Annotated in this window: 19 protein-coding genes; 8 read left to right on the plus strand and 11 right to left on the minus strand. The window is 66.2% G+C overall.

All coding sequences use genetic code 11. The features are described 5' to 3' along the window. Positions 1-25: 25 nt before the first annotated feature. The 6 genes from K1X74_05640 to K1X74_05665 all read right to left on the minus strand — a co-directional run bounded on the left by K1X74_05640 (position 26) and on the right by K1X74_05665 (position 9,305). Positions 26-1,318 carry an ABC transporter permease gene (locus K1X74_05640; GenBank protein ID MBX7165813.1) on the minus strand — a complete coding sequence of 431 codons (1,293 nt, stop codon included), beginning with the start codon at positions 1,316-1,318 and terminating at the stop codon, positions 26-28. Positions 1,319-1,361: 43 nt separating this feature from the next. Then, entirely contained in the window at positions 1,362-2,870 is a 1,509-nt protein-coding gene (locus K1X74_05645; GenBank protein MBX7165814.1) for an efflux RND transporter periplasmic adaptor subunit, read from the minus strand. Positions 2,871-2,889: 19 nt separating this feature from the next. Then, on the minus strand, positions 2,890-5,367 hold the full coding sequence (locus K1X74_05650; GenBank protein ID MBX7165815.1) for a TolC family protein: 2,478 nt from the start codon (positions 5,365-5,367) through the stop codon (positions 2,890-2,892). Positions 5,368-5,716: 349 nt separating this feature from the next. Further along, positions 5,717-6,082 (minus strand): cupin domain-containing protein, encoded by a 366-nt coding sequence (locus K1X74_05655; protein ID MBX7165816.1) that lies wholly within the window; start codon positions 6,080-6,082, stop codon positions 5,717-5,719. Positions 6,083-6,125: 43 nt separating this feature from the next. Further along, positions 6,126-7,286: a DNA topoisomerase IV subunit A gene (locus tag K1X74_05660; GenBank protein ID MBX7165817.1), complete on the minus strand. Its 1,161-nt coding sequence runs from the start codon at positions 7,284-7,286 to the stop codon at positions 6,126-6,128. 57 nt (positions 7,287-7,343) lie between these two features. After that, positions 7,344-9,305 (minus strand): DNA topoisomerase VI subunit B, encoded by a 1,962-nt coding sequence (locus tag K1X74_05665; protein MBX7165818.1) that lies wholly within the window; start codon positions 9,303-9,305, stop codon positions 7,344-7,346. A 624-nt stretch (positions 9,306-9,929) separates the two neighbouring features. On the opposite strand from K1X74_05665, the gene K1X74_05670 reads away from it, so the two are divergent. Together K1X74_05670 and K1X74_05675 are read left to right on the plus strand one after the other, a co-directional pair. After that, the gene (locus K1X74_05670) at positions 9,930-10,253 is read left to right on the plus strand and encodes a hypothetical protein (GenBank protein MBX7165819.1); all 324 of its coding nucleotides are present in this window, start codon (positions 9,930-9,932) and stop codon (positions 10,251-10,253) included. Positions 10,254-10,368: 115 nt separating this feature from the next. Further along, complete coding sequence (locus K1X74_05675) at positions 10,369-10,731, plus strand: hypothetical protein (protein MBX7165820.1); 363 nt, start codon at positions 10,369-10,371, stop codon at positions 10,729-10,731. Between the two features lie 120 nt (positions 10,732-10,851). Here the strand turns inward: K1X74_05675 and serC are convergent, their stop codons facing one another. After that, the gene (gene serC / locus K1X74_05680; GenBank protein ID MBX7165821.1) at positions 10,852-11,946 is read right to left on the minus strand and encodes a 3-phosphoserine/phosphohydroxythreonine transaminase; all 1,095 of its coding nucleotides are present in this window, start codon (positions 11,944-11,946) and stop codon (positions 10,852-10,854) included. Positions 11,947-12,079: 133 nt separating this feature from the next. Beyond that, the gene (locus tag K1X74_05685) at positions 12,080-15,985 is read right to left on the minus strand and encodes a ThuA domain-containing protein (protein MBX7165822.1); all 3,906 of its coding nucleotides are present in this window, start codon (positions 15,983-15,985) and stop codon (positions 12,080-12,082) included. Positions 15,986-16,097: 112 nt separating this feature from the next. On the opposite strand from K1X74_05685, the gene K1X74_05690 reads away from it, so the two are divergent. After that, the gene (locus K1X74_05690; protein MBX7165823.1) at positions 16,098-16,544 is read left to right on the plus strand and encodes an acyl-CoA thioesterase; all 447 of its coding nucleotides are present in this window, start codon (positions 16,098-16,100) and stop codon (positions 16,542-16,544) included. Positions 16,545-16,612: 68 nt separating this feature from the next. Here K1X74_05690 and K1X74_05695 read toward each other — a convergent pair whose 3' ends face one another. From K1X74_05695 to K1X74_05705, 3 genes are all read right to left on the minus strand, one after another. After that, entirely contained in the window at positions 16,613-17,137 is a 525-nt protein-coding gene (locus tag K1X74_05695) for an HYExAFE family protein (protein MBX7165824.1), read from the minus strand. Between the two features lie 163 nt (positions 17,138-17,300). Beyond that, the gene (gene hisS / locus K1X74_05700; GenBank protein MBX7165825.1) at positions 17,301-18,683 is read right to left on the minus strand and encodes a histidine--tRNA ligase; all 1,383 of its coding nucleotides are present in this window, start codon (positions 18,681-18,683) and stop codon (positions 17,301-17,303) included. Between the two features lie 34 nt (positions 18,684-18,717). Beyond that, positions 18,718-19,242 carry a YkgJ family cysteine cluster protein gene (locus tag K1X74_05705; protein ID MBX7165826.1) on the minus strand — a complete coding sequence of 175 codons (525 nt, stop codon included), beginning with the start codon at positions 19,240-19,242 and terminating at the stop codon, positions 18,718-18,720. Between the two features lie 219 nt (positions 19,243-19,461). Here K1X74_05705 and K1X74_05710 point away from each other — a divergent pair, with 219 nt between their 5' ends. The 5 genes from K1X74_05710 to K1X74_05730 all read left to right on the plus strand — a co-directional run bounded on the left by K1X74_05710 (position 19,462) and on the right by K1X74_05730 (position 22,904). After that, entirely contained in the window at positions 19,462-19,653 is a 192-nt protein-coding gene (locus tag K1X74_05710; protein MBX7165827.1) for a hypothetical protein, read from the plus strand. Between the two features lie 48 nt (positions 19,654-19,701). Continuing rightward, positions 19,702-20,820, plus strand: coding sequence for a mandelate racemase/muconate lactonizing enzyme family protein (locus tag K1X74_05715; GenBank protein ID MBX7165828.1), 1,119 nt, complete (start codon positions 19,702-19,704; stop codon positions 20,818-20,820). Between the two features lie 5 nt (positions 20,821-20,825). Beyond that, positions 20,826-21,548, plus strand: a complete 723-nt coding sequence (locus K1X74_05720; protein ID MBX7165829.1) for a hypothetical protein — start codon at positions 20,826-20,828, stop codon at positions 21,546-21,548. 93 nt (positions 21,549-21,641) lie between these two features. Beyond that, on the plus strand, positions 21,642-22,496 hold the full coding sequence (locus K1X74_05725; GenBank protein ID MBX7165830.1) for a formyltetrahydrofolate deformylase: 855 nt from the start codon (positions 21,642-21,644) through the stop codon (positions 22,494-22,496). Positions 22,497-22,511: 15 nt separating this feature from the next. Then, the gene (locus K1X74_05730) at positions 22,512-22,904 is read left to right on the plus strand and encodes a hypothetical protein (GenBank protein MBX7165831.1); all 393 of its coding nucleotides are present in this window, start codon (positions 22,512-22,514) and stop codon (positions 22,902-22,904) included. Positions 22,905-22,928 lie beyond the last annotated feature (24 nt).

The following is a 22,928-nucleotide window of genomic DNA, read 5'->3' on the forward strand; positions in this document are numbered from 1 at the left end:
GCCTCTGGGGCGCAATCGCTCCGCGCTACTCGGCCCGGAGGGCCTCGACGGGGTCCATGCGTGCAGCGCGACGAGCCGGATACAAGCCGAACCCGACGCCGACGACCACCGCGACGACAAACGCCACGGCGGGCGCCCAGACGACGCTCTTGGTTTCCATGCCGGTGATCTGGCTGATCACCGGCGGCGCGAGCAGCCCCAGCCCGACGCCCAGCAGCCCGCCTATCGTCGACAGGGCGGCCGTTTCGACGAGGAACTGTTGAATGATGTCGCGCTGCTTGGCACCCAGCGCGCGGCGGATGCCGATCTCGCGCGTCCGCTCGGTGACCGTGGCCAGCATGATGTTCATGATCCCGATCCCACCGACCAGTAGCGAAATGCCCGCGATCGAGCCCAAGACGACGTTGAACAAGCGCTTCGTCCGGGCAGCCTGCTCGAGCAGATCGAGCGGCAGCACCAGCGCGAAGTCTTGCTTCGGGTGGTGCGGTTCGAGCAGGCAGGCCAGCGACGCGGCCGTCGGCCGCACGTCGTCGACCGCGCGGCATTCGACGGTAATCTGCGTCAGTTCAATCCGCTCGAAGCTGAAGCTGCCCGCTTTGCTGTAGCTGATCATCTCGCCGAACCGCACCCGGTCCGTCGACAAGGGAATGTACACGTCGCGGTTGAAGTCTTGCGCGCTCAGGCTGCTGCCCACGCCGGCCGACGGGGCACGGTGTGCCGTCACACCGACGACTCGGTAGTAGTGACTTGCTCCCGCGCGCAGCGACTTGCCCAGGGGGGACTCAAAGGGAAACAGTTTCTCGGCCAATTCGGCGCCGATCGCACAGACGTTGAGCAGCCGCTCGTCGTCCAGCGGCTCGAGAAACCGGCCTTGCGCCATCTGCAGACCGTTCATCGCCAGATACTCGGGCGTGGCCCCGACGATGCGGCCATCGAGCGAACGCTCGTGGTAACGCACCTCCTGGCGGAACTCGCGCAGCGGCGTGACCGAGACGACGCTGGGGAGCGTATGCCGCACGCGCTCCAGATCGGTATAGGTCAACCCGTATTCGGCCACGGCCTCGCGCTGCTCGTTCGATTGCTGCTTTTCTTCGGCCGGCTTGGTGCTGCGGAGGATGATGTTGCGGGCACCGAGGTCGGCCAATTGTCGCTGGGCCTCTTCGCTGGCGCCTTCGGCGACGGCCAGCATGGCGACGACGCTGGCGACGCCAAAGATCAGGCCCGTCACGGTCAGGGCGCTGCGCAGCTTGTGCAGCGCCAGGTTGCGCAAGGCCAAGGCCAGCGTATGTTGCATCCGGCCGAAGGAATCGACGTTCATAAGAACCTCGCCGCGCCCGGTAGTGGGGCGCCGGCGCGACGACTCAGGAACCGGTGGCCGCGGCTGAGTTGGTTTGCGCGGTCGCGGGCGGCGCTGCTGCGTTTACCGGCGACTCTTCAACTTCGCCCAGGTCGGCGATCAGGCGGTTACGAGCATCGAGCGCCAGTTCTTCGTCCGGCGCCAGTCCGGCGACGATTTCGACCTGCCGTTCGTTGGCGTCGCCGATCGAGACCTGGCGGCGCTCCAACCGGCCGTTGACGAGCACGTACGCATAATGTTGGCGCTGCCGTTCCGTGACGGCCTGCACGGGCGCGAGCACGACATCGGAGAGCTGGTTGACGAGGATTTCGACCTCGGCCGTCATACCTGGCTTCAGCGCGGCATCGGGCATTTTGTCGATCGTGACGATCGTCGTGTATTCCTTCACGCCGCCGCTCATCCAGGAGTGAGTCGAGTCGGCCAGGGGCGATACCTGCTTGACCGTGCCTTCGAGCACCAGCTCGGAAAAAGCATCGACGCGAATCGCGGCTTTCTGGCCCGGTTTGACTCGTTTCACCTGCGATTCGTGCACGTTGACCTTGACTTGCATTTGGCTCATGTCGGGCAGGCTGAACAGCTTTTGCCGCGCGTGAACCATGGCGCCTTCGCGGATCTGGCGATCGGAAGACCACCATTCTTCATTGGCATAGGCGACGACGCCGCCCTGCTTGGCCACGATTTCGCAATGGGCCAATTGCTGGCGCAATTCTTCGAGCGTGCGCTGGCGCATGGTCAATGCGGCCCGGGCCGACTCAAGATCGCTGCGCAGCTTGGCCAGCTTCGCCTCGCCCGTCGCCTTGGCACGTGCGAGCGCACGGGTCGCTTCCTTGGCCTTGGCGTCCAGCTCGGCCATTTTCCGCACGTGCTCGTATTCCTCGATCACCTTGAGCTTTTCGGTGTCGCGATCGAGAAAGAACTCGGCGCGGCGCAGGTCCTCTTCTTTCTGGCGCTGCTGTTCGGGCACGCGGTAGCCTTTTTTGACCAGGCTCTTGAGGTTGCCTAGCTCGTCCTTGAGCTTTTCCAGCTCGAACCGCATCTGCGCGATCTTGCCGTTCTGGTCGTTGAGTTCGACGAGCCGGTCGCCTTTGTCGAATTTTTGCAGGTCGAGTTCCGCCAGCGTCAGCTCGAGTTCCGCCTTGGCCACTTCGCTTTCGCCGGCGTTCCGCTGAACTTCGATCTCCTGCTCCGTGGCCAGGACTTTGGCATTCGCCTCGTTGACGTGAATCTCGCCCTCGGCGATTTGCTTGTTGATGCGCTCAGTATCGATCCGCACGACGGTGTCGCCCGCTTTGACGACGGTGCCCTCGGGTACGATGAACACGATCTTGTTTTCCCAGCCCTCAACCTCGCACACGCCGTCGACGGTGACGGTGCTTTCCAGGTTGCCACGTTCGACGACGGTCACCTTGAGCGTTCCGCGCACGGCGCGGCCCAACAGCGGCATTTCGATCGCCACGGCCGTCCACCAGTCGTAGCCGACCTTGCCCGCGCCGGCGGTAACCGCCAGCAGCACGGTGGCGACGACGGCGCGGCTAAGGAAGCGCCGGACCCGCCGCGGGCGCGTCGCCGGCGGGTTGTCCGGCGGGCTCAGTGGCCGGGACGCCGGAGTGCGGGGCGGGGAGAGACTCGCTGGCGCGGCGGGGCTGTTGCTGAGGATCGTTTCCGCCGCGAGGCTCGACGGTTCCCCGGATGCCGGGAGCAATGGGCTCGGTGTCGGGGACGGCAATGACCCCGGGCTCTGTGCCTGGACGCCGGCCGGACTCGAATCGGTCGTCGCCATTCGTCCACCTCCCCTCCGCGTCGATCTGCATCCAATCCAGGTCGCGAAACAGGCTCATCCGGGTCGTTTCGTAATTGACCCACCCGGACACTAGCCCGTTGGTCGCGGCCAGCAAGTTGGTATACGCGTTCAGCAGGAACAACGTCACGCTCGAGTCGGTTTGCTGACCTCCGGATCGCAGCGTGATTTGTGCTTCGTCCACCTGGCGGGCCGCTGCCACCAGCGTCTGCCGGGCAATTTCAAATTGGAAGCGATTTACCTCGAGATTGCGCAATTCGGAACGAATGCTGAAAGCGACTTGATCCTCGGCCAGCATATATTGCCGGCGAAGCTGCTGGTACAAAATCTGCGCCGCGCGGTACGTGTTGCGTTCGGCCAGGCGCGTTAGCGGCGCGTCGAACCGGACCCCCAAACGATACTGGTTAGCCGTCGAACGAAATTTCAACGGGTTGGATGTGCCCGGCGGCGTCAGCAGGTTGGCAGAGCCGGATACTTCCAGGCCCGCCAGCAACGCGTTCCCTGCGACTTCCACCTTGCGATAGGCGTCGACCACCAAGGCCCGCTGGTTCATCAAGTCCAGCCGGTTGCCCCGGGCCAAGTCGACGCCTGCGTCCGCCCCGAGTCCGAATTCCGGAAGCTGGATCAAGTATACACGGACCTGACTTTGAATCACAAAAGCGTCGGTCACCTGGGTGCGAAACTCGCGGCCCGTCAGTTCCCGGATCGCCATCCAGGCTGCCTGGCGGCCGTCGTCGGTCGCGCAGGCCGCGGTGAGGCCGGCCAAATCCTGCTCGGCCTGTGCTTGATCGTGCTGCAGGGCCATGCGCATCTCGCCGAGCGCTGCCCGCAGCCGCGCGGCCAATTCGACCTGCCGCCGTTGCTCCTGTGCGCGGTCGAGCCGCGGGTCGTTTGTGGTGCGTTGTGGTCCGGCGGCGTTGGCCTGCGACGCGCCAGCGCGCCGGAGTTGCTCCTCCCAGCGGACGAGTTCCGTTTCGATCTCGGCCGCCAGCTCCACCAGCGCGGTTTGTTGCTGCCGCAGAGTTTCGTAGCCGCGCCGCAAGTCGGCCTCGGGCGGCGGCGCGTCGCTCTGGAGCAGGCTCAGAAACAGCGCCTCGTTGCCATCGCGCAGCCGTTCGAGCCGCTCGTCGTTCAACTGGAACGGGCGCAAGAGCGCCTCGTCCAGCGTCACTTCGAGTTGCGGCGGCAGTCCCAGGTCGATTTTGAACCGATCGAGCGCCGTCTGCAGTTGGAGCTGAGCCGACAACAGGCTCAAGCGAGCGCCTTGGTACTGCTGGAACACCTGGTCGACCTGGATGATCGAGATCAGTCCAGCGGCCGACAGTTCTTCGTGCTCGCGCAGCGAGCGTTCCAGTCCCAGCAGGTTGTAGCGTTGGTTGCGAATCTGCTGCGCTTGAGACAGCAGGTTGAGATACGCGCTCATTACATCGACGTAAAGGATTCGCCGGAAACGAGCAAAGCTGCGGACGGCATAGAGCACGTCGCGCTCGGCCTGCGTCAGGTTTTCGAGCGCGACTTGCTTGAACGCACCGCGTAAGAGCGGCTGCGTCAGTTCGACGAGCAAGCCTGACGACGCAAAATCGACGTCGTCGCCGGTGAATTCCCAGACAAACTGGTTGGCGAAATTGGCCAGCAATTGGCCGCCGCTGGCCAGGTTCTGGCGGACCGTCACGTCGCTCGGCACGGTCAACGTGTTGGTTTCGTTGCCGGCGGAGCCGCCCGTGCCGGCATGGAAGTAGTTCGCGCCCGTGCCGGCAAAGACTTGCGTATCGAGCTCGAACCGCTCAAAGGTCAGCCGCAGCGCCGCCAGGTAGACCTTTTCGATTTCGGTCTGGTAATCGCGGCTGTGGATCAAGGCCAGCCGCATCACCGTCGCGGGCCCCAGCGGTACGGCGCCGTTGGCATCGCGCGGCAAGCCGGTCAGCCACGCCGACTGCTCAATGGGCACGATGCCGCGACGTTCGTACCCTTTCCAGCCGCGAAAGCGATACGGCGCCAATTGATAATCGTGCGCCGCCGGATCGTCTTGCGGCAACGGACCCCGATCCGGCTTAGTCGCATCGGCCAGACGGGAATGCGGATCGGGCCAGATGCCACGCGGCGGCACCGCCCAACGCGGATCGGATGCCCGCTCGGCAAGGACATCGGACACCTCCGTGTCGGCTTGCTTGCGATAGAAGGCCCGGGTACAGCCGGCCGTGAGCAGCACCATCGCCAAGCCCAGCGCGCACGCGCACCGGCCGGCGCGCACAGCTGCGCATGGCGCAGCGGCGCGCTCGGATCGCGCGAGCAGAGGTTGATTGATGGCCATGCGAAACCGTCGCGCGGGCATCTCAAGTCAGAATGGCGCCGTCGAGCTGCCCGCTGTCGCGCCACGCCTTGCCGAAGGGCCAACTTCTGGTTGCTGTTACCCCCCTTGGAAGAGGGCCGGACTGTAATGCAACCTGCCATCGCTCGCCATGCGAACTGGGCAAGCTGGCGGCGGAGAGCTAGCGACTCCAGCGCCTGCGGCCGGCTGCTGGGTCGCTGGCGATCGGGGCGCCGGTCCCGCCAGCGGTGCGTTATTCCGCGTCGCGGTGGACCGTGTCGGGCGAGAAGGCCGGCAGGCAGATGGCCACGTACTCGGCCCCCTCGACCTCAGGCGAGCTGTAGCGGATCCACTCGCCGCGCGGCACGCTGACGGCCTGGCCGGCATGGACGTCGAGCAAGCCGCCCTCAAATTCGACGCGCAGCATGCCGCGCAGCACGATTGTGTATTCGTCAAACTCGGGCCGCTGCCCCGGCTCGACCCAGCCGGCCGGCGAGCGCATGTGCGCGATGCTCACGTCGCCGGTGCGCGAATTCACACGGCCCACATACTCGTCGATCAGCTTGGGTACGTTTCCCGCGGCCGTGATCCGCGTCGGACCGGAAATCAGAGTGGGCATGACGAGCGACCTTTCACGACAAGAGGTGTAGCGAGCACGCCGCTCAGTCCAGCCAATCTTGCTCTTTCAGCCGGGCGGGGACGTATTCTTCGGTGACATAGCTGATCTGCTTGCTCAGCAACGATTCGACTTCCATCTTGAAGCCGTTGGCGATCATCAGATCGATCTCTTTCTGCCACGGTTTCTTGTCGGCGAACCAGGGATACTTGGCGATCTGCCGAGCCCGCTTGATGTCGGTGTCGTTGAGTTTGATCTTCACGCTGGGCGACAGGCTGCAGCGCTGGAAATCGATGCTCCGCAGGCCCAGGTACCGCGCCTCGGGAATCGCCATCCGCTTTGATTCATAGGCCAGATTGATCGAGCCTTGCTTGATCACGCTGTAGATGTAGTACCCCCAGGGGTCGTTATCGAGCAGGCAATAGATGGGCAGTTTCAGCTCGGTGTGCAGCCGGTTGAGCATCCGCCGCACGCCGCGCGGCGGCTGACCGCCGCCGTGGGTCAGGATGCAATTGTGCTTGCGCCAGAACTTGTCCTCGTTGAACCGCTGCCAGACGGTGCCTTTTTCGACGTGGAGGATGAACTTCGCGTCGCATTTCTTGAACCGCACGACATTCGGCTCGACGATCGACGGCACGCTGTAGCCGCCCGAGCCCATCCTCGAGCAATCGATCTCGTCGCCGCTGTCGACAAGCGTGATCGGCCCGACCATCGCACCGCGATTCTCGGCATAGACGTGCAGCTCTTCGCGCAGGCGATTGAGCGTGACTTCGACGTCCTCGATGATCGGGTCGCACTCATCCTGCGTATCGAAGGTCTCTTCCTTGGTGCCTTCGATCGTGTGCTTGAGCATGTAGAACAGACCGCGGATGCTCGACGTCTTGCCTTCGTGGATCAACTGGTTGCAGCCCGAGCCGACGAGCATCGTCTGCATGTAGGCCTTGGCCTGCGACAGGTTGAACAACTGCCGGCGGTTGGTGCTGCGGCCCATCTCGATGAACCGCTGCTTCTTGTTGAAATGGACGTTCGACAGCGTGCGCGAGGGAACGTCGACGTAGGGGTCCTTCTTTTTCTGGGCAGTGTCGACGACTCCGTCGGCCAGCCCGACCAGTTCGCTGAGGGTCTTGCGATCGGCATCGCTCAATTGGGCCGCCGGCACGCGCGGCGCCTGGCCGGCCTGCGGGAGACGTTTCGCTTTCTTGGCCATGGAACTTCCGTCAAAAGGCTGGTGCAACTTGAGCAGCTTGTCGCGCGGCGGGCGCGACTAGGAACGTTTGCGCCCGCGCGGCGCGGGGGCAGGCTCGGCAGCGGCTGGCGGTGCGGCTTCGTTCTCCGGCGCGGTTTCCTGCGCGACGATGATCACGTTGTCGCCGAACTCCTCGTCTTCGTCGGCCACCTTGCGCCCGCGGTCGTCGAAGCGGACGTCGGCCTCGGCCGTCTTTTTCCTGGCGACCTCGAGCAACTGCTGGTACAGCGCCTCACGGTCGCAGCTGTTGATCGCGCTGGCCGCGCCGGCCACCTCACCCAGATATCGCAAAAACAGGTTGCGTCGCTCGCCTTCCTGTTTGACGCGCAGCCGACGATTCAGATACATGGCCAGCTTGCGCCCCGTGGCTTGCAGGCCCAGCCGCAGTTCGCGCTGAATCTCCGGGTAAGAGGCCACGGCCTCCTTCGACTCGCTGGTAAACGGCACCCAGACGCTGGCCACGTGTACGAACACCGTGAGCGGCCCGGCGGGCAGCGAACCGCGCGATTGCGACACGCCGTAGCTGCGCCAGTTCGTCGCGATCACGCTCTGCGTGATCGCGCAAGCGGCCTGTTGAAACTGCAACGGCACGCGGTTGGCATACCGCATCAGGTTCATCGACTGCCCTTCGTCGAGGCTGACGTGCTGCATCGCCTCGTGCAGCTTCGCGACCTCCGGGTCCTTCAGCTTGCCCGGCGTCACGCGAATGCCGATGGCCGCTTGCTTGAGGATCTTGTCGGCCGAGTCGGGGCCCAGGCCCGAGAATGTGTTGATCAGGAACTGCCGTAGCGTCCGCGCGTCGCTTTCGGACAGCAGCTCGCCCAAGGCTTCGCGCGTGACCTTTTGCACAGACGCGGCGCCGCCGTAGGCCAGCGCAACCTCGATCACAAACGGATTGCCTCGGTACACGGCCGGCGGGCGCGTCGCCGCGACGTAGAACTCGGCCGGCACCACTTGCCGGAGTCCCTTGAGCAACAACTGTTCGCCAATCGGCACGATGCAGTCGGTCGCCGGCGCGGGAATCTTGGCCCCTTGCAGCGCCCGGTATAGCGCCTCGGTCTCGTGGCGGCTGATCTTCTTCGTATTGGCCCGGGTACTCAGCTTGGCGGCGTCGCAAATCTTCTTCGCTGTGCCGGGGCTGACCCGCGAAAAGCTGTGGCTCAAGAATTGCGACAGGTTGGGCGCCTTGGTGTCGTTGAGCATCGTCACCAGGTGGCCCAGCTCGACTCCGTACGGGTGCGGCTTGATTTCCTTCGGCTCGGGCGGCAGCTCGTTGCTGGCGCGGGAGTAGGACCGCTGGTTGTTGTCCGGGTCGATGTAATGCAGCGTCACATGGGGGTTGGCGATCGCCGTCTGCTCGAGGTATTCATCGACGCTGCCGCGCCCGCGCTGGTGTCGGCCTTCGAGCTGGATCGTCACGCGGGTACCGTGATCGACTTCGATCCACTCGATACCCTTCTTGTCGATCAACGCCTTGCCGGCCTCGCCGGGCGGGATTTCGTCGCCTTCACCCCGGCCGTTGAGAATGTCGGGCCGGTTGAACTTGGTGTTGATCTGGATTTCGTAGTAGTGCGCCGGCTTACGCTCGCCGGTCTTCGACATGATCTTCACCGGCTGCCCAGTGGTGAGCACGCCGTACATGCCGGCCGCGCTGATGCCGATCCCCTGTTGCCCGCGGCTCATGCGCAGGCGGTGGAATTTCGACCCGTAGAGCAGCTTACCGAAGATGTTGGGAATCTGTTTCTTGAGAATCCCCGGTCCGTTGTCCTGCACGCCGATCTTGTAGCGGCTCGGGCCGACGGCCTCGATGTGAACCCAGATCTCCGGCAAGATGCCGGCTTCTTCGCAGGCGTCGAGCGCGTTGTCGACGGCCTCTTTGACGGTCGTCAGCAGGGCCTTGCGCGGGTTGTCGAAACCGAGCAGGTGCCGGTTCTTGGCAAAGAATTCGCTGACCGAGATATCGCGCTGGCTGGCCGCCATCGCTTCGGCGGTGACGCGTCGGCGCGGGGCGTGGCCGTTCTTACCGGCGCCGCTGGTTCCTGCGCCGTTAGTTTCTGCGCCGTTAGTTTCTGCGCCGTCGCGGTTGGCCGCGTCCTCAGTCGGCTCCTCGGCGGTGGTGCTGGCAGACGAATTCGAACGTTCGCGGCGGGTCAATCGTGAGCTTCCCAACACTTCCTCCGTGACGGCATCGCGACCTCAATCCCCCCTCCCTGGGGCTTCCGCGCGGCGCGGGCCAGAGCTCCCCCTGCGGCGGCAGAAACCGGTCGGGAAAAGTATACCGATTGTAGGCCCGAATTCCCAGGCGATGTCGCGCACATACCCGGAAAATCAGGCCTTTTTCGCACGGCCGGCACATAAAGACTGACCCTTGCGGCCGCCACAATCCGAGATTGTTCGTGGAGCCGCAAGTCAGGGCATGGTCACCCCGACCACCGGACCTTCAACCCCGAAGGCCCACTGCCGCGAGCGGCTCGCCGACGCCTGCCCCTGCCGCTCGACCCCTGCCAAGCACCCACCCGGCCGCCGTGAACGCCCGGCGCGGTGACGACACGAGCGGCTTTGTGCCCGCCGCCGTTTTCCAACCCCCGTGCAGGAGAACCCGTCATGAAGACGCTCATGCTGCGCGCTGCGCTCGTCGCGTGCGCATTGTCGCTGGCGCTGGCCGCCGAGCGCGCCGCCGCGCAAGGCCCTTACTACACGCCTACCGTGCCCAACGAGTTGTTCTACAACTTCTACACGCAGGGCGGCGCCAGCCGCGTGCCGGCGCAGTTGTACATCTCGCCGCGACCGACGCCCGAACTGGTGGGCCACACCTACATCACGTACCAACCGTTCATGGCCCACGAGTTTCTCTACAAGCACAAGCGCGACTACTACCGTTACAACCCCACCGGTGGATTCACGATCACGCGCGTCCATTGGTGGTAATGCCGCCGCGCCCGCGGCCCGTTCGAGACCATCGCCGCCGTGGGTGCACAGCCGCGCTTGACGGCCCAAGAATGGACGGCCCAAAGATGGACGGCACTGAGAAAGGAAACCCGGAATGAGAAAATTGCTGTTCTGCGCCGGCCTGGCGACCGTCTGCGCGTGCTGGCCAGCGCAATCGTCGGCCTTCGAGCGGACGGTGATGAGCAAGGTGGCCGATCGCAAGGCGCAGATGTATCCCTGGCACGGCGAGTACTACTACCTGCAATGGGGCGCGCCAGTGGCACTGGTGGTCCCGCCGACCGCCGAGCTGCACACCGAGTATGGCTGGGGCGTGACCAACCGCCGCATCCTGGCCACCTGGCACCAATACAAGCGTCCCTACCCGGGCGGCGCCAGCCCCGGCGGCTTCTACGGCCTACCGAAATGGCCCAGCGATACTTCCCAGTTCGGCGTGTATTACGTCCGCGGACCGTGGTGAATCACGGCCTGACGTCCGGCATCTCCTGTCGGCCGGGCGTCAGGGGTCAGGGGGTGGAAGGGGAGCCCGATGGCAACATGCCGGCCGTCGGGCTCCCTGACCTTTTTTGCGGCTGCCGCGTTAGCCGTGCTTGCGCGCGAAGTCGAGCATGAACTCGCGCAGCGCCTCGACGCCCTCGGGCGGCATCGCGTTGTAGATGCTGGCCCGGAAGCCGCCTACCGAGCGGTGTCCCTTGAGCGTCACCAGGCCCGCCGCTTCGGCCTCCTTGTTGAACGGCTTGTCCAGCTCGGCGTTCTTCATCCGGAACGTCACGTTCATCAGCGACCGGCAGTCGTTCGTCGCGTGGCCGGTATAGAAACCGTTGCTCTGGTCGATCACCTCGTAGAGCCGCGCGGCCTTTTTCTGGTTCAGCTGGTGCATCTTGTCGAGCCCGCCGATCGTGTCGCGCAGCCACTCGACCACCAGCCCGACCACGTACAGGGCGTAGCACGGCGGCGTGTTGAACGCCGAATCGGCGTCGGCATGCACCTTGTAGCTGAGCATGCCGGGCAGCGATTCGGCCGAACGGGCCAGCAAGTCCTCGCGGACAATGACGATCGTCACGCCCGCGGGTCCCGCGTTTTTCTGCGCACAGGCGTAGATCAGGCCGTACTTGTTGATCGGCACCGGGCGCGAGAGAAACTCGCTCGAGGCGTCGCAAACCAGCGGCACGTTGCCGGTCTCCGGCTCGCGCGGAAACTGCACGCCCTGGATCGTCTCGTTGATCGTGAAATGTACGTAGGTCGCGTTCGGGTCGAGCTTCAGCTCGGCCTGGCTGGGCACGCGATGGTAGTTGCCCTCCTTGCCGTCCCAGGCCACGCGGGTTTCGCCCTCGCGCTGGGCTTCCTTGAGCGCGTCTTTGCCCCAGGAGCCAGTAAGGATGTAGTCGGCCGACTTGCCCGTGCCGCGCAGCAGGTTCATCGGCACCATCGAAAACTGCAACCGCCCGCCGCCCTGGAGAAACAACACTTTGTAGTTGTCGGGCACCCCCAGCAGGGCACGCAGATCGCGCTCCGTACGCGTCATGATCTCGATAAACGCGTCCGAACGATGGCTCATCTCCATCACGGACATTCCCTGGCCCGGGTAGCAGACCAGCTCGCGCTGGGCCTTTTCGAGCACAGGCAGCGGCAACACGGCCGGGCCGGCAGAGAAGTTGTAAACGCGTTTTTCCATCGCAGCGCCTCGCAATATCGTCAGGGCCAAGCGGTCCGCCGCGGCGGACCCGTCGAGGCCCACCGTGCGCCTGCCAAAAACAGCTAAGAAAGGGCAGTTTTAGCAACTCGCACCCAGGCCGGGAAGGCGGCTGCTAGCGTGTCCCGGCAGGTGCGACGACGCGCGCAGGTGCCGGCTCATATAGAGGCGCAAAGCGGTCGATCGGTTCGTCCGCAGCCCAGGCCATGCCGCGCAACAGCAAGGCGCGGAACAGCGCGTCGTCAAACGTCCAGCGATAATGGCCCAGGATCGACGCGAACACGCGCCCGCGGCGCTCCGGGGGGGCATAGGTCCAAATCATCGGCCAGTCGCGTCCTTCCTCCTGGGCGCTCGCCAGGATGTTCACGCGGGCCGGGTCGCCGGTCAGCCGCCAGTAGGTTTCGTCGTAAAACCTGTCGCGCGCCAAGCCGCGCGTCAGTGGCTCGTCGGCCGGCGCCACGATCTGCAGCTCGATCGGCCCGTGCCGGAATTTCGCCGGCCCGAACGAGGCGGCCAGGCCCAGGCGATCGGCAAGCGCTTGCGGGTCGCGATCGGCAATGGTCGCCGCGTGGATCACTACCAGTCCGCCGCCGCGCGCGAGATACGCATCGAGCTGAGCCAGCCGCGCAGGGCTCCAGTCATGGTTCCAGCAATACATCACCAACAGGTCGGCCAGGTCCCAATGGGCTGGCTCGGGCCAGTTCATGGCGGTCGACACGCGCACGCCCGGCAGCCTGTCCAGCATCCGCCGCCAGGCGCGTTGCCAGGCCGGATAGTCGTGTTCGCCGGGGCCGTGGTCTTGCGCGCTGGCCACCAGGACCATCTTGAGCGGCCGCGCCGCGGCTTGCTCACCGGGGTTCGCCGCGGGCATGACCCGGGCCACTTCCTGGGGCGTGCGCGCTGCGGGCGGGTCAATTCCCGGGGGTCCGACGAGTGCCGGCTCGCGCTGCGTCAGAAATGTCACCAGGTCGCGCAGCTGTTCGCCGCCGAGCTTTTCGCGCATGCCTTGCGGCATCAGTGACACGGCATTCGGCTCCAGCGCAGCGATCTCGTCGCGCGCCAGAAACGTCGCCTTTGCATCGGCGTCGAGCACGCGGACCCGATCGCCCGTATCGGCGCGCACCAGGCCCTGCAGGCTCCGGCCGTCGGCCAGTGCGATCGTGAACTGGACATAGTCGGGATTGATCGCCGCGCTGGGGTCGACGATATCGCGCAGCACGCTGCCGGGGTCGCGGTGCCCCAGATTGCTCAGGTCGGGGCCCACCTGGCCGCCGCGCTCGCCATAGCGATGGCACGTGGCGCACTTCGCCAATTCGCCGAAGAACAAGTCGCGTCCGGCATACCAATCGCCGTCGGTGATTTCCGGTGCGGGCGTGGACGCCGTGGGTGCGGGCACCGGTTGTGCCGGTGCACCGGCGATCAAGACCGTTTCGCGCGGAAGCGCCCGGCGCGTCGGATCGTCGGCCACGAACGTCGAGCACTCGACCCGAACGGGATGCTGTGGTCCGGTTTCGCAGACCAGCTTCGCCGCGCGGCCCGGCCGCAGCTCCAGGGGATCGGCGCCGCCGATTCGCGCCTCGCCGCGTTCGTTCGCCGCGGCGGCAACATTGAATTCGAGCGTTAGCCGTCCGGGGTTGGCCAGCAGCGCAAACAGCGCGTCGTGCTCGGCCGAGCCGTGGGTCCAAGCGCGGGCGACCTCGGGGTCGACGTGCGGCAACACGCCTTGCCAGCGCGTCGTGCCGTCGGCGTCGGCCCACGTGGCCCTTACGCCCGAGAAGTCGTAATCGAGCTCGGCAAGTGTTCGTTCGCCGCTCGCCAGTCGCAGCGCATAATTCGTGCGATAAGGGTGCGGATCCGTCGTCAGGATCACCGTGCGGCGATCGCTCGACAGGCGCACGTCCGAGACATTCAGTCTTCCGCGCGGTGCGGTCTGTTGTGCGGCCACGCTGGCATATCCCGGCCGCAGCGCTTCGTACCGATCGCCGGCACGCAGCGCGTCGCCGAACTGAATTTCGGCGTTCAATTCCCCGGCATCCTCCGGCCACGGCCGATCGAGGGCCACGCGGACTTGCAGCGCGTCGTGGGGCCAGGCCCAAAGGGCCCGCGGCGCGTCGGGCTCGGTCATGCGGATTTGAAACAGCCGGCCCGGGCCTTGCGGGCCGCTCCCCCAGTCGGGCAGGCCGCTATGGCACGCGATCAGCAGATCGCCGCGCGGCGATAGCGCGACGTCGACCAGGAGCAGCTCTGCCGTGGCCAACAACCGCGCGCGGCCGACATAGCCGTGCGCCGTCTTCACGAGCTGGCAGCGCCACAACTTGCCGCGCGAATAGCCGGCCACGAAGGCTTCGCCCTCCCAAGCCGCGGGCCCGAACGTGCGGCGACCGCCCGACGCCTCGTTGAACACTAACCCGCAGGTCGACTGATGCTGCGGCCCAAAGCCAACGACCGGCGGCTCGTCGCGCACTTCGGGCAGGTACTGGGCATTTCGCGGCGGAAAGCCGTAGTGCCGGCCCGGTTGAATGTGGTCCAGTTCATCCAGCGGGTTGCCGCCCGGCAGCCAGGTCTCACCTTCCTGGTCGGTGGCGAACAAATCGCCGAGGCGGTTGAAGGCCAGCGTGTAAGGAAAGCGAATGCCCGTACAAAAGATTTCGCGCCGTCCGTCGGGTGACAGCTTGAGAATCGTCCCGCGCTCGTCCGCGAGCTGGTACCGGGCGCGACCCTCGTGCACGCGATAGGCATTCGTGAAATCGGCGCAGCCCAGGCCGAAGTACAGATTGCCCTGCGCATCGCGGGCCAGGCCCATGGCATCGACGCCATTGGTACTGGCGTCGGGCTGGGGCCAATCGGCCGCCACGACGACCTCGCGGTCGGGCCGGCCATCGGCGTTGTCGTCGACCAGCCGCGAGACGCGACCGTTGGCCGAGACATACAAACCGTCGGGCGCGGCGAGCAGCGCGATCGGCGAGCGAAACTGCGTGTCGTACCAATACGGCTCGACGTGTTCTTCGAGTCCATCGCCGTCGCGATCGGTCAGCTCGTGAATCCGCCCGTCGTAGCCCAGCGCCAGCAGCCGCCCGTCGTCCAGATAGAGCAAATCGTTGACGTTCGGCAGCGCCACCGGCAACTCACGCACCTCGCAGCCGGGTTCCAGCACATGGATCGGCGAACCGACGGCCCGTTCGGCCGCCAGGAGTCCGGCATGCTTGTGACGGAGATAGTCGTCGACCTGTGCCAGCTCGCCCTCGTCCAAGGCCCGCGAGTAAATGAGCACTTCGGCCAGTTCGCCGTCGAAGAAGCCGCGGGCATACGGCGGGCCGGGCTCGTTGCGATACCACCGGCAGCCGAGATGCAACTGTTCGGCGGCGAGCGTTTCGACCGCGCGCGGGCGCCGGCCGTGCGGTTGGCCGTCGAACGTGAACTGAACGCCGGCATCGTTGCCCGAGGTGCCGCGAAGCGCGAGCCGATGAAACTCGCCCAACGCATACCGGCCGTCGAGCAGGTCGCCCGCACCGCCGAAGCCGCGTCCCTCGACGTTGAGCACCTGAAAGTCGGGCGACGCCAGGGGGCCCAAGTCGACGTTGAGCCCGGCCACGTAGTCGTTCGCCTGTCGCGGGTGCCAGGCCAGCAGCCCGCGAAACTCGCCCTCGTTGGATTTCGGCGCCGCCACGAGCAACAGCGTGAAGTCGGTCCATTCGGCGGCCAGCGATTCGATCGCGAGGTGATCGTCCTGGCCATCGAAGCGCACGCGCGGGCCCGCTGGGGCCGAGCCGCTGCCGACCCATTGCGGCTGAAACGCGGCAGCCGGCTGCACCAGGTGCCTGCCGTGTCCGCTGGCATCGCTCCACCGCGCGAGTGGTCCGGCTGCCGGGGTGTCTGAGCCCGGCCGCGTAGCGTCGAGCCAAAGTTCCAGCCCCGCGACGACGGGCAGGCTGGCGTCGGCCCAGGGTTCGACGGCCGACGCGCGCTGTGCCCAGGCGCCGACGACGAGCAGCAATCCCAGACCGATGAACCGACCGCTCACAACTGCCACCTTCTGGACAGAACGCCGAATCGACCCCGGGGCGCGATTATCGACTCCCGAGGGGTGCCCGGCAATTGACGCGCGCCGACCGTCCCCGCGAGAATCGGTCACCATGCCAGGCGTCTACGACCATCACCTGCAAGTTCGTCCCGAGGAGATCGACATCCTCGGTCACGTCAACAATCTCGCGTATCTGCGGTGGATGGTCGACGCCGCGCTCGCGCATTCCCACGTCCAGGGTTGGGACAACGATTCGTATTTGAAGCTGGGTCATGGCTGGGTCGTGCGCGGCCACGAGATCACCTACCTGCGTTCGGCCATGCCCAACGACGCGGTGATCGTCCGCACTTGGATCGCCGACTGGAGCCGCGTGACCAGCCGGCGCCGCTACCTCATCTTGCGCCGCGACGACGAGGCCGTGCTGGCCCGGGCCATGACCCATTGGGCCTACATCGACTTCAAGTCGGGTAAGCCCCGGCGGATTCCCGAAGAGGTGTCGGCCGCGTTCGTCGTGGTCGGCGACGAACCGCCGGGCCTGCTCAGCGACGCACCGCGTTAACGATCGCCGCCCGCGCGTCGCGCTGCGCATGGCCGGCGGCTTCCCGCGTCATGCCGTCCGAGCTGGCGTCAGATCAATCGATCGACCGGCTCGGCCAGGCGGCGAAACGTGGCGGTGGGCACGGCCAGCGTGTCCCACTTGGGTGAGATCTGCCGGGCAAAGTGCACGTACTCGTGCAGCCGCACGCCGACGAACGCATAGAGCCTGCCGCGACAGGCAAACAACTGCTCGGCCGGCAACGGGGCCACGTCGCCGACGACTTCGTAGGCGAACAAGATCAGCGCGGCGAACGACGCACCGAAGGCCGTTTCCCATTGCGCCAGGCTATCGACCTCGTCGCGCGTCGACCAGTTCTTCCAATAACGCTTCTGCCGCCCCGAGGGAAACTGCCGCCCCTTGACGTCGATCAGCCAGTTCCCGGCGGCGCCGGGCGCGTGCGCCGCGCGCGGCGACGAGACGATAAAGTCGAGGCTCTTGAGCGACTCGCGTCCGACCAGCGAGCGCCGCTGCTCGTCGACGGCCACGTAGGGCGCCGCCCGGCCGCGCAGATATTCCTCGAACGCCACCTCGTAGTGGTTGCTGCGTTTGGTCATGGGGCGAGCCATCCGGCGGAAACCGGGAACACCATCGAGAACAGCGAGCGCACGCCGCCGTGCACGCGCGTCGACCGCCAGCCGCTCGCCCAGCGCTGGCCCGTCGAAGTGGCCGCATTCTAACCGCCGCGAAGCGCCCGCCTCAATCCGCGGCGGCCAGAGGTTACAGCATCGCCCGAATCGCCGCGGCGATCTTTTCCGGGTCGAGCGTGTCGAGCTCCCGGGTCTCGCGCTGGGCGAGGTGCTTCACCTGGCAGCGGCCAGCTTGCCATTCGGTTTCGCCGACGATCACCGCGAGGCGGATGCCGCGGGCATCGGCATATTTCAACTGGTCGCCCAGCCGCTTCGGCTCGGGATAGACCTCGACGTTCAGGCGCGCACCCGGGGCCGATGGCCCGTTGCCAATTCCACCCGCCATACGCAGCCCGGCCGCTAGCCGCTGGTAGTCGGCCAACCGGCTGGCCTCGAAGTACGGGATGAAGACGTCGGCCGGGCTCGTGGCCTTCGCGGCCGCTCCCAGCTCTTCGAGCGCCGCCAGCAGCCGGTCCAAGCCCAGCGACGCGCCGATGCCCGGCAGCCGCTGCTTGGTATACAGTTCGGCCAGGTTGTCGTAGCGCCCGCCCGAGCAGACGCTGCCGATCCCCGGCAATGCGCCCAGAAAGGTCTCGAACACGGTCCCGGTGTAGTAGTCAAGTCCGCGGGCAATCGAGACGTCGAGCTTCAAGCAACTCTCGCCCTGCCAGACCGCGGCGCAGGCGCCGCGCAACGTGTCGAGCTGTTGGACTCCCTCGCTGCCGGTGGCGCTGCCTTTGACCAGCTCGGCCAATTGGGCGATCGTCGCCGCATTGCTCTCGGCCGGCTGGGCCGGATCGTACGAGTCGGCGATCGCCGCCAGCTTGAGCACCTCGTCGGCCTGCGCGGCCGTCGCGCCGGCGGCAGCCACGAGTTCCTCGGCCACCTTGTCGCGGCCGATCTTGGCCAGCTTGTCGAGGGCCCGCAGCACGGCGGCCGAGCGCTCGCGCAGGCCCAGGTTTTCCAAGAGTCCGTTCAGCACGCGGCGGTTGTTGACGTGAATCGTAAAGGCATCGATTCCCAGGGCCCGAAACAAATCGGCGATCACCAGCGTCGTTTCGATATCGGCGGCGATCGACTCGGTGCCGATCGTGTCGAAGTCGCACTGCATGAATTCGCGGTAGCGCCCGCGCTGGGTGTTTTCGCCGCGCCAGACCGGGGCGATGTGATAGCGCTTAAACGGCGTGCCCAACGTGGCCACGTGCTGCGCGGCGAACCGCGCCAGCGGTACGGTCAGGTCGAACCGCAGGCCGACCTGGCGGCCACCGCGGTCGGTGAAGCTGTAGAGCTGCTTGTCCGATTCCTCGCCCCCCTTGCCGGCCAGGATCTCGAGGTATTCCAAGGCCGGCGTGTCGATCGGCGCGAAGCCGTATGAGCGGTAGACCGCGCGGGCCGTATCGATCAGCCGTTCGCGCAGGAGCATCGCCGCGGGGAGGTAATCCCGAAACCCCTTGAGCGTGCGTGGTTCAATCACGGTCCCGTCCTTCCCCTGGCACTTGTCTGGCGCGTCAACCGGCCACGGGCAGCAGCGGCGGCTGCGGGCTGCGCAGCGAATGATCCACCTGGCGGCGCTTGCCCTTGCCGCGGCGTGCTTGCTTGCGCTCCTTCGCAGCCTGATCGTCGGACCGGGGCCCCATCACGGCCTCGGCATACTCGTCGATCTGCTCGGCCGTCTCGAAATAGCGGTCGTAGACGTAGTGGTCCTCGTACTCGCAATCGTCGGTCGTGTATTCGCGGCAGATCTGCGGGCGGGTCAAATAAATGCCGCAGCGGTGATCGGCCTGTAGGTGCTTGCACGACGTGTGCACCAGCAGGTACCAGGTCTTCCCCTCGGTGAACAGCGTCGCCTGGTCGTGCAGCAAGTACCACCGCAGGTAATCGAATTCCTTGTAGGTGTGCGGCGTGTCGATCGGCAGGGCGAAGTACCGGCAGCACTTGGCCGTGCAATGGCTGCACAAAGACTCGCCCGGCTTGAGCTTCTCGCGGGGAAACTGCGGCGGTTTGACGACCGGGAGTTCGCTGAGCATCGACATGTCGGGTTCCGTGGCTGTGCCCTACCGCGCGCCGCATGGCGGGCGGTTGATTGCGGCGCCAGCCTAGCAAAGTCGGGCTCTCGCGGCCAAGAGGCCCAGCTCCGCAGATCGTCGCGGACCGTCGAGCCCGATTGTCGCGCGCTGGGCCGCTCGGGTATCTTGCTGGCCAGCGTCATCTCTACGGCCGCCCGTGCGGCAAACCGGACAAGGAGGTCCCCCATGCCCCGCGCGAAGGATCGAACGGCGTCGGCCGCCGCGAAACGATTTCGCATCGACGGCCCGCATCGTCGCCCCGGCCCGCCGGTTGTCGAACAGACCGCTCTGCGAGGTCCCGTGCTCGAGGATCGTTGGGACACGGACGACCCGTCCGACGTTCACCCGCCGCGCAACGAAGACCTGCTGGCAGATTGATCGCGGCCAGCATTGCCCAGCGCCGCGATCCGGCTAAGCTAGCCCGGCATGCGGATTCATGACATTGTCGTTCACAGGCTGGTCGGCGGGACGGTCGACGGCGGATGGCCCGACGGCCATGTGCCCGAGGACGACCTCCACGCGCTCGTCGAGATCGTCACCGACGAGGGCCTTTGCGGCTGGGGCAGCGTCTTTACCGGCCATCGTCTCGTCGAGGCGGGCGTCGACTTCTTGCGCCCGCGCTGGCAGGGCGAAGTGGCGCTCGAGCCCGAGCGGCTGACCGAGAAGCTGCGCCAAGCCTCGTTCTGGCAAGGCCGCGGCGGCACGATCGAGCACGTCATTTCGGGCATCGACATTGCGCTCTGGGACCTGCTCGGCAAGGCGACCGGCCAGCCGGTCTCACGGCTGCTCGGCGGCATCTACCGGCAGCAGATCAAGCCCTACGCTTCGACCCTGTTCGACGAGCCGCCCGTGCTGCGCGACCGTCTGCAAGGGCTCGTCGCGCGCGGGTTCCGCGCGATCAAGCTCGGTTGGCGGCCGTTCGGGCGGCGCAGCGCGGCGTTCGACGAATTGCTCGTTCGCACGGCCCGCGACGCCGTCGGCACCGACGTCGACCTGCTGGTCGATGCCGGCGGCAGCGAGGAATTCTGGCCGCACGGCTACAAATGGGCCCTGACGACGGCGCAAATGCTGGCCCAGTACGACATCGGCTGGTTCGAGGAGCCGCTCGCCCCGGACGACCTGGAAGGCTTTGTCCGGCTGCGCGAACACGCGCCGGTGCCGATCGCCGGCGGCGAGGTTCTCACGCGCCGGCAAGCGTTTTTGCCCTGGATCGAGCGCGGGGCGCTCGACATCGTCCAGCCCGACGCCACGAAGTGCGGCGGGCTGAGCGAAGCGCGAAGGATTGCCTGGCTGGCGGCCGATCATCACTTGGGCTTCGTCAGTCACGGCTGGAACACCGCGCTGGGGCTGGCGGCCGATCTGCACCTGGCGGCTGCGATTCCCGTGGCGCGCTACGTCGAATTCCTCACTCCCGCGCCCTACATCGACCAATTGCTGGTCGAACCGCCGCGCCTCGATGCCGCCGGGATGCTCACGATTCCGCAAACGCCCGGGCTCGGCGTCGAGATCAATCGCGAGGCGCTCAAACGCTTTGCCGGAAGGTGAACGCCGTGCGGCAGACCATCCTCGCTCTGCGCCATGCTCCGCACGAGACGCTGGGCATGCTCGAGCTGCTGCTTGCCGAGCGCGGGCTCGGCTTCGAATACGTCGACACTTACACCGGGGCTTGCCCGCCGCCGGATCGTCGCGAGCCGGCCGGCGTGGTCGTATTGGGCGGACCGATGAACGTCGACCAGGTCGACGAGTACCCGTTCCTGGCGCGCGAACCGCGGTGGATCGCCGAATACCTGGCGGCGGGCACGCCGCTGTTGGGCATTTGCCTGGGCGCACAGCTCGTGGCCAAATCGCTCGGCGCGCGCGTCTTTGCCGCGCCGCGCAAGGAGATCGGCTGGTACGACATCGAGCTGCTGCCGGCGGCCGAAGACGATCCCTTGTTCCATGGGCTCGATGCCGCGCAGCGCGTGTTCCAATGGCACGGCGACACCTTCGATCCCCCGCCGGGTACGGTCCACCTGGCCCGCAGCCAGCAAGTGGCCCAGCAAGCGTATCGTGCCGCCCCCCTGGCTTGGGGCCTGCAATTCCACGCCGAAGTCGATCGGGCGCTGGTCGACGACTGGCTTGACGAACCAGCCGGCCGTTGTGAAATCGAGGCCCTGGACTACATTGACTCAGAGGCGATTCGCCGCCGCGCGGACGAAGAATTGCCCCGGATGCACGCCTTGTCGCGGACCATTTTCGGCCGCTGGGCCGACCTCTGCCGCGGCCGACGCTGAAGCCGGCCACGGTGCCAGCCGCCGCGTCCGCCGGATGGCCGTCTGCGTTCGTCCGATCACCAATTGCGTCTGCCGCGATCGAGATGCCCGGTCATGGAAATCGTCATCACCGCCGTAGGACCCGACAACCGCGGCCTGGCCGATCCGATCGTGCACTACGTCACGGCGCATGGGGCCAATATCGCCGAGATCCAGATGTACGATCATGATGAAGAGCGGCTCTTCGCCATGTACGTGCGGATCGCGATCGGCGACGAGGAAGAACCCGCGCTGCGCGAGGCCATGCAATCCGTGGCCCAAACCACCGGCTTGAGCGTCCGCGTCTGGACGCCGCCGGTCGCGCGCCGCCCGCGCCTGGCAATCTGCACGACGCACCGTCAGGAGCCGCCACTGGCGCTGCTGCGCGCCATCCGCGACGGGCAGATCAAGGCCGTTGCCAGTTGCATGCTGGGCAATCGCCCGTCGTGCCGTTCGCTGGCCGAGCAATTCGGCGTCGAATGGCACGCAATCGGCGACGCGCACGGCAACCCCGACGACGAGCGGATGATCGCGCTGTGCGACGAGTATGAGGTCGACTACATCGTCCTGGCACGCTACATGCGCGTCCTGCCGCCCAGCAGTTGCTGGAAATATGCCGGCGGGCGGATCATCAACCTGCACCACGGGCTGCTGCCCAGCTTTCCCGGGCTACGGCCCTATCAAGAGGCCTATGCCAGCCGGATGCTGACCTATGGCGCAACGTGCCATTTCATCGTGCCCGAGCTCGATGCCGGCAATCAGATCATCTACCAGTCGACGTTCACCGTACCGCCGGGGATGAAACTCGACGACGTGATGCGCCGCGGGCAGGAAGACAACGAGCCACATTGCCTGGTCGAAGGTGTGCGCCGCGTCGTCGAGCGCGAGGTGCGATTGCACTTCCATCGCGTCGTCAGCCGGCAAGGCTGACCGGAGTACCCCCCCATGTCGAGCACGCTCGCCGGACGAATTGCAGCCGCGGCCGCGTTGTTGCTCGCCGTCGTCACCGGGTGCGGCGATGGAAGCACGGTCAAAGAGACGCGCTGGGGCAACGGCACGCTGCAATCGCGCGTGACGCTACGGCCCAGGGCCGAAGGCGGCTATATCCAGGACGGACCCTATACGGTCTGGTACGACAATGGCCAGGTCAAGGAAGAGGGCCATTACGTCCAGGACCAGTTCGACGGCCGCATCGTGCACTATTGGGAAAACGGTGCGAAAAAGGCCGAATCGGTTTGGAGCCAAGGCAGGATCGTCGAACCCTGGAAGCACTGGGATACTCAGGGAAACCCGCTCCCCGACGAGCCCGCTGCCGGCGCTAGCGCGCCGAAGCATTGATCGAGTGGGCCAGCACTGCCGGTA

It is taken from the genome of Pirellulales bacterium, from assembly GCA_019694435.1.
In the GTDB taxonomy this organism is placed as follows: Bacteria; Planctomycetota; Planctomycetia; order Pirellulales; family JAEUIK01; genus JAIBBZ01.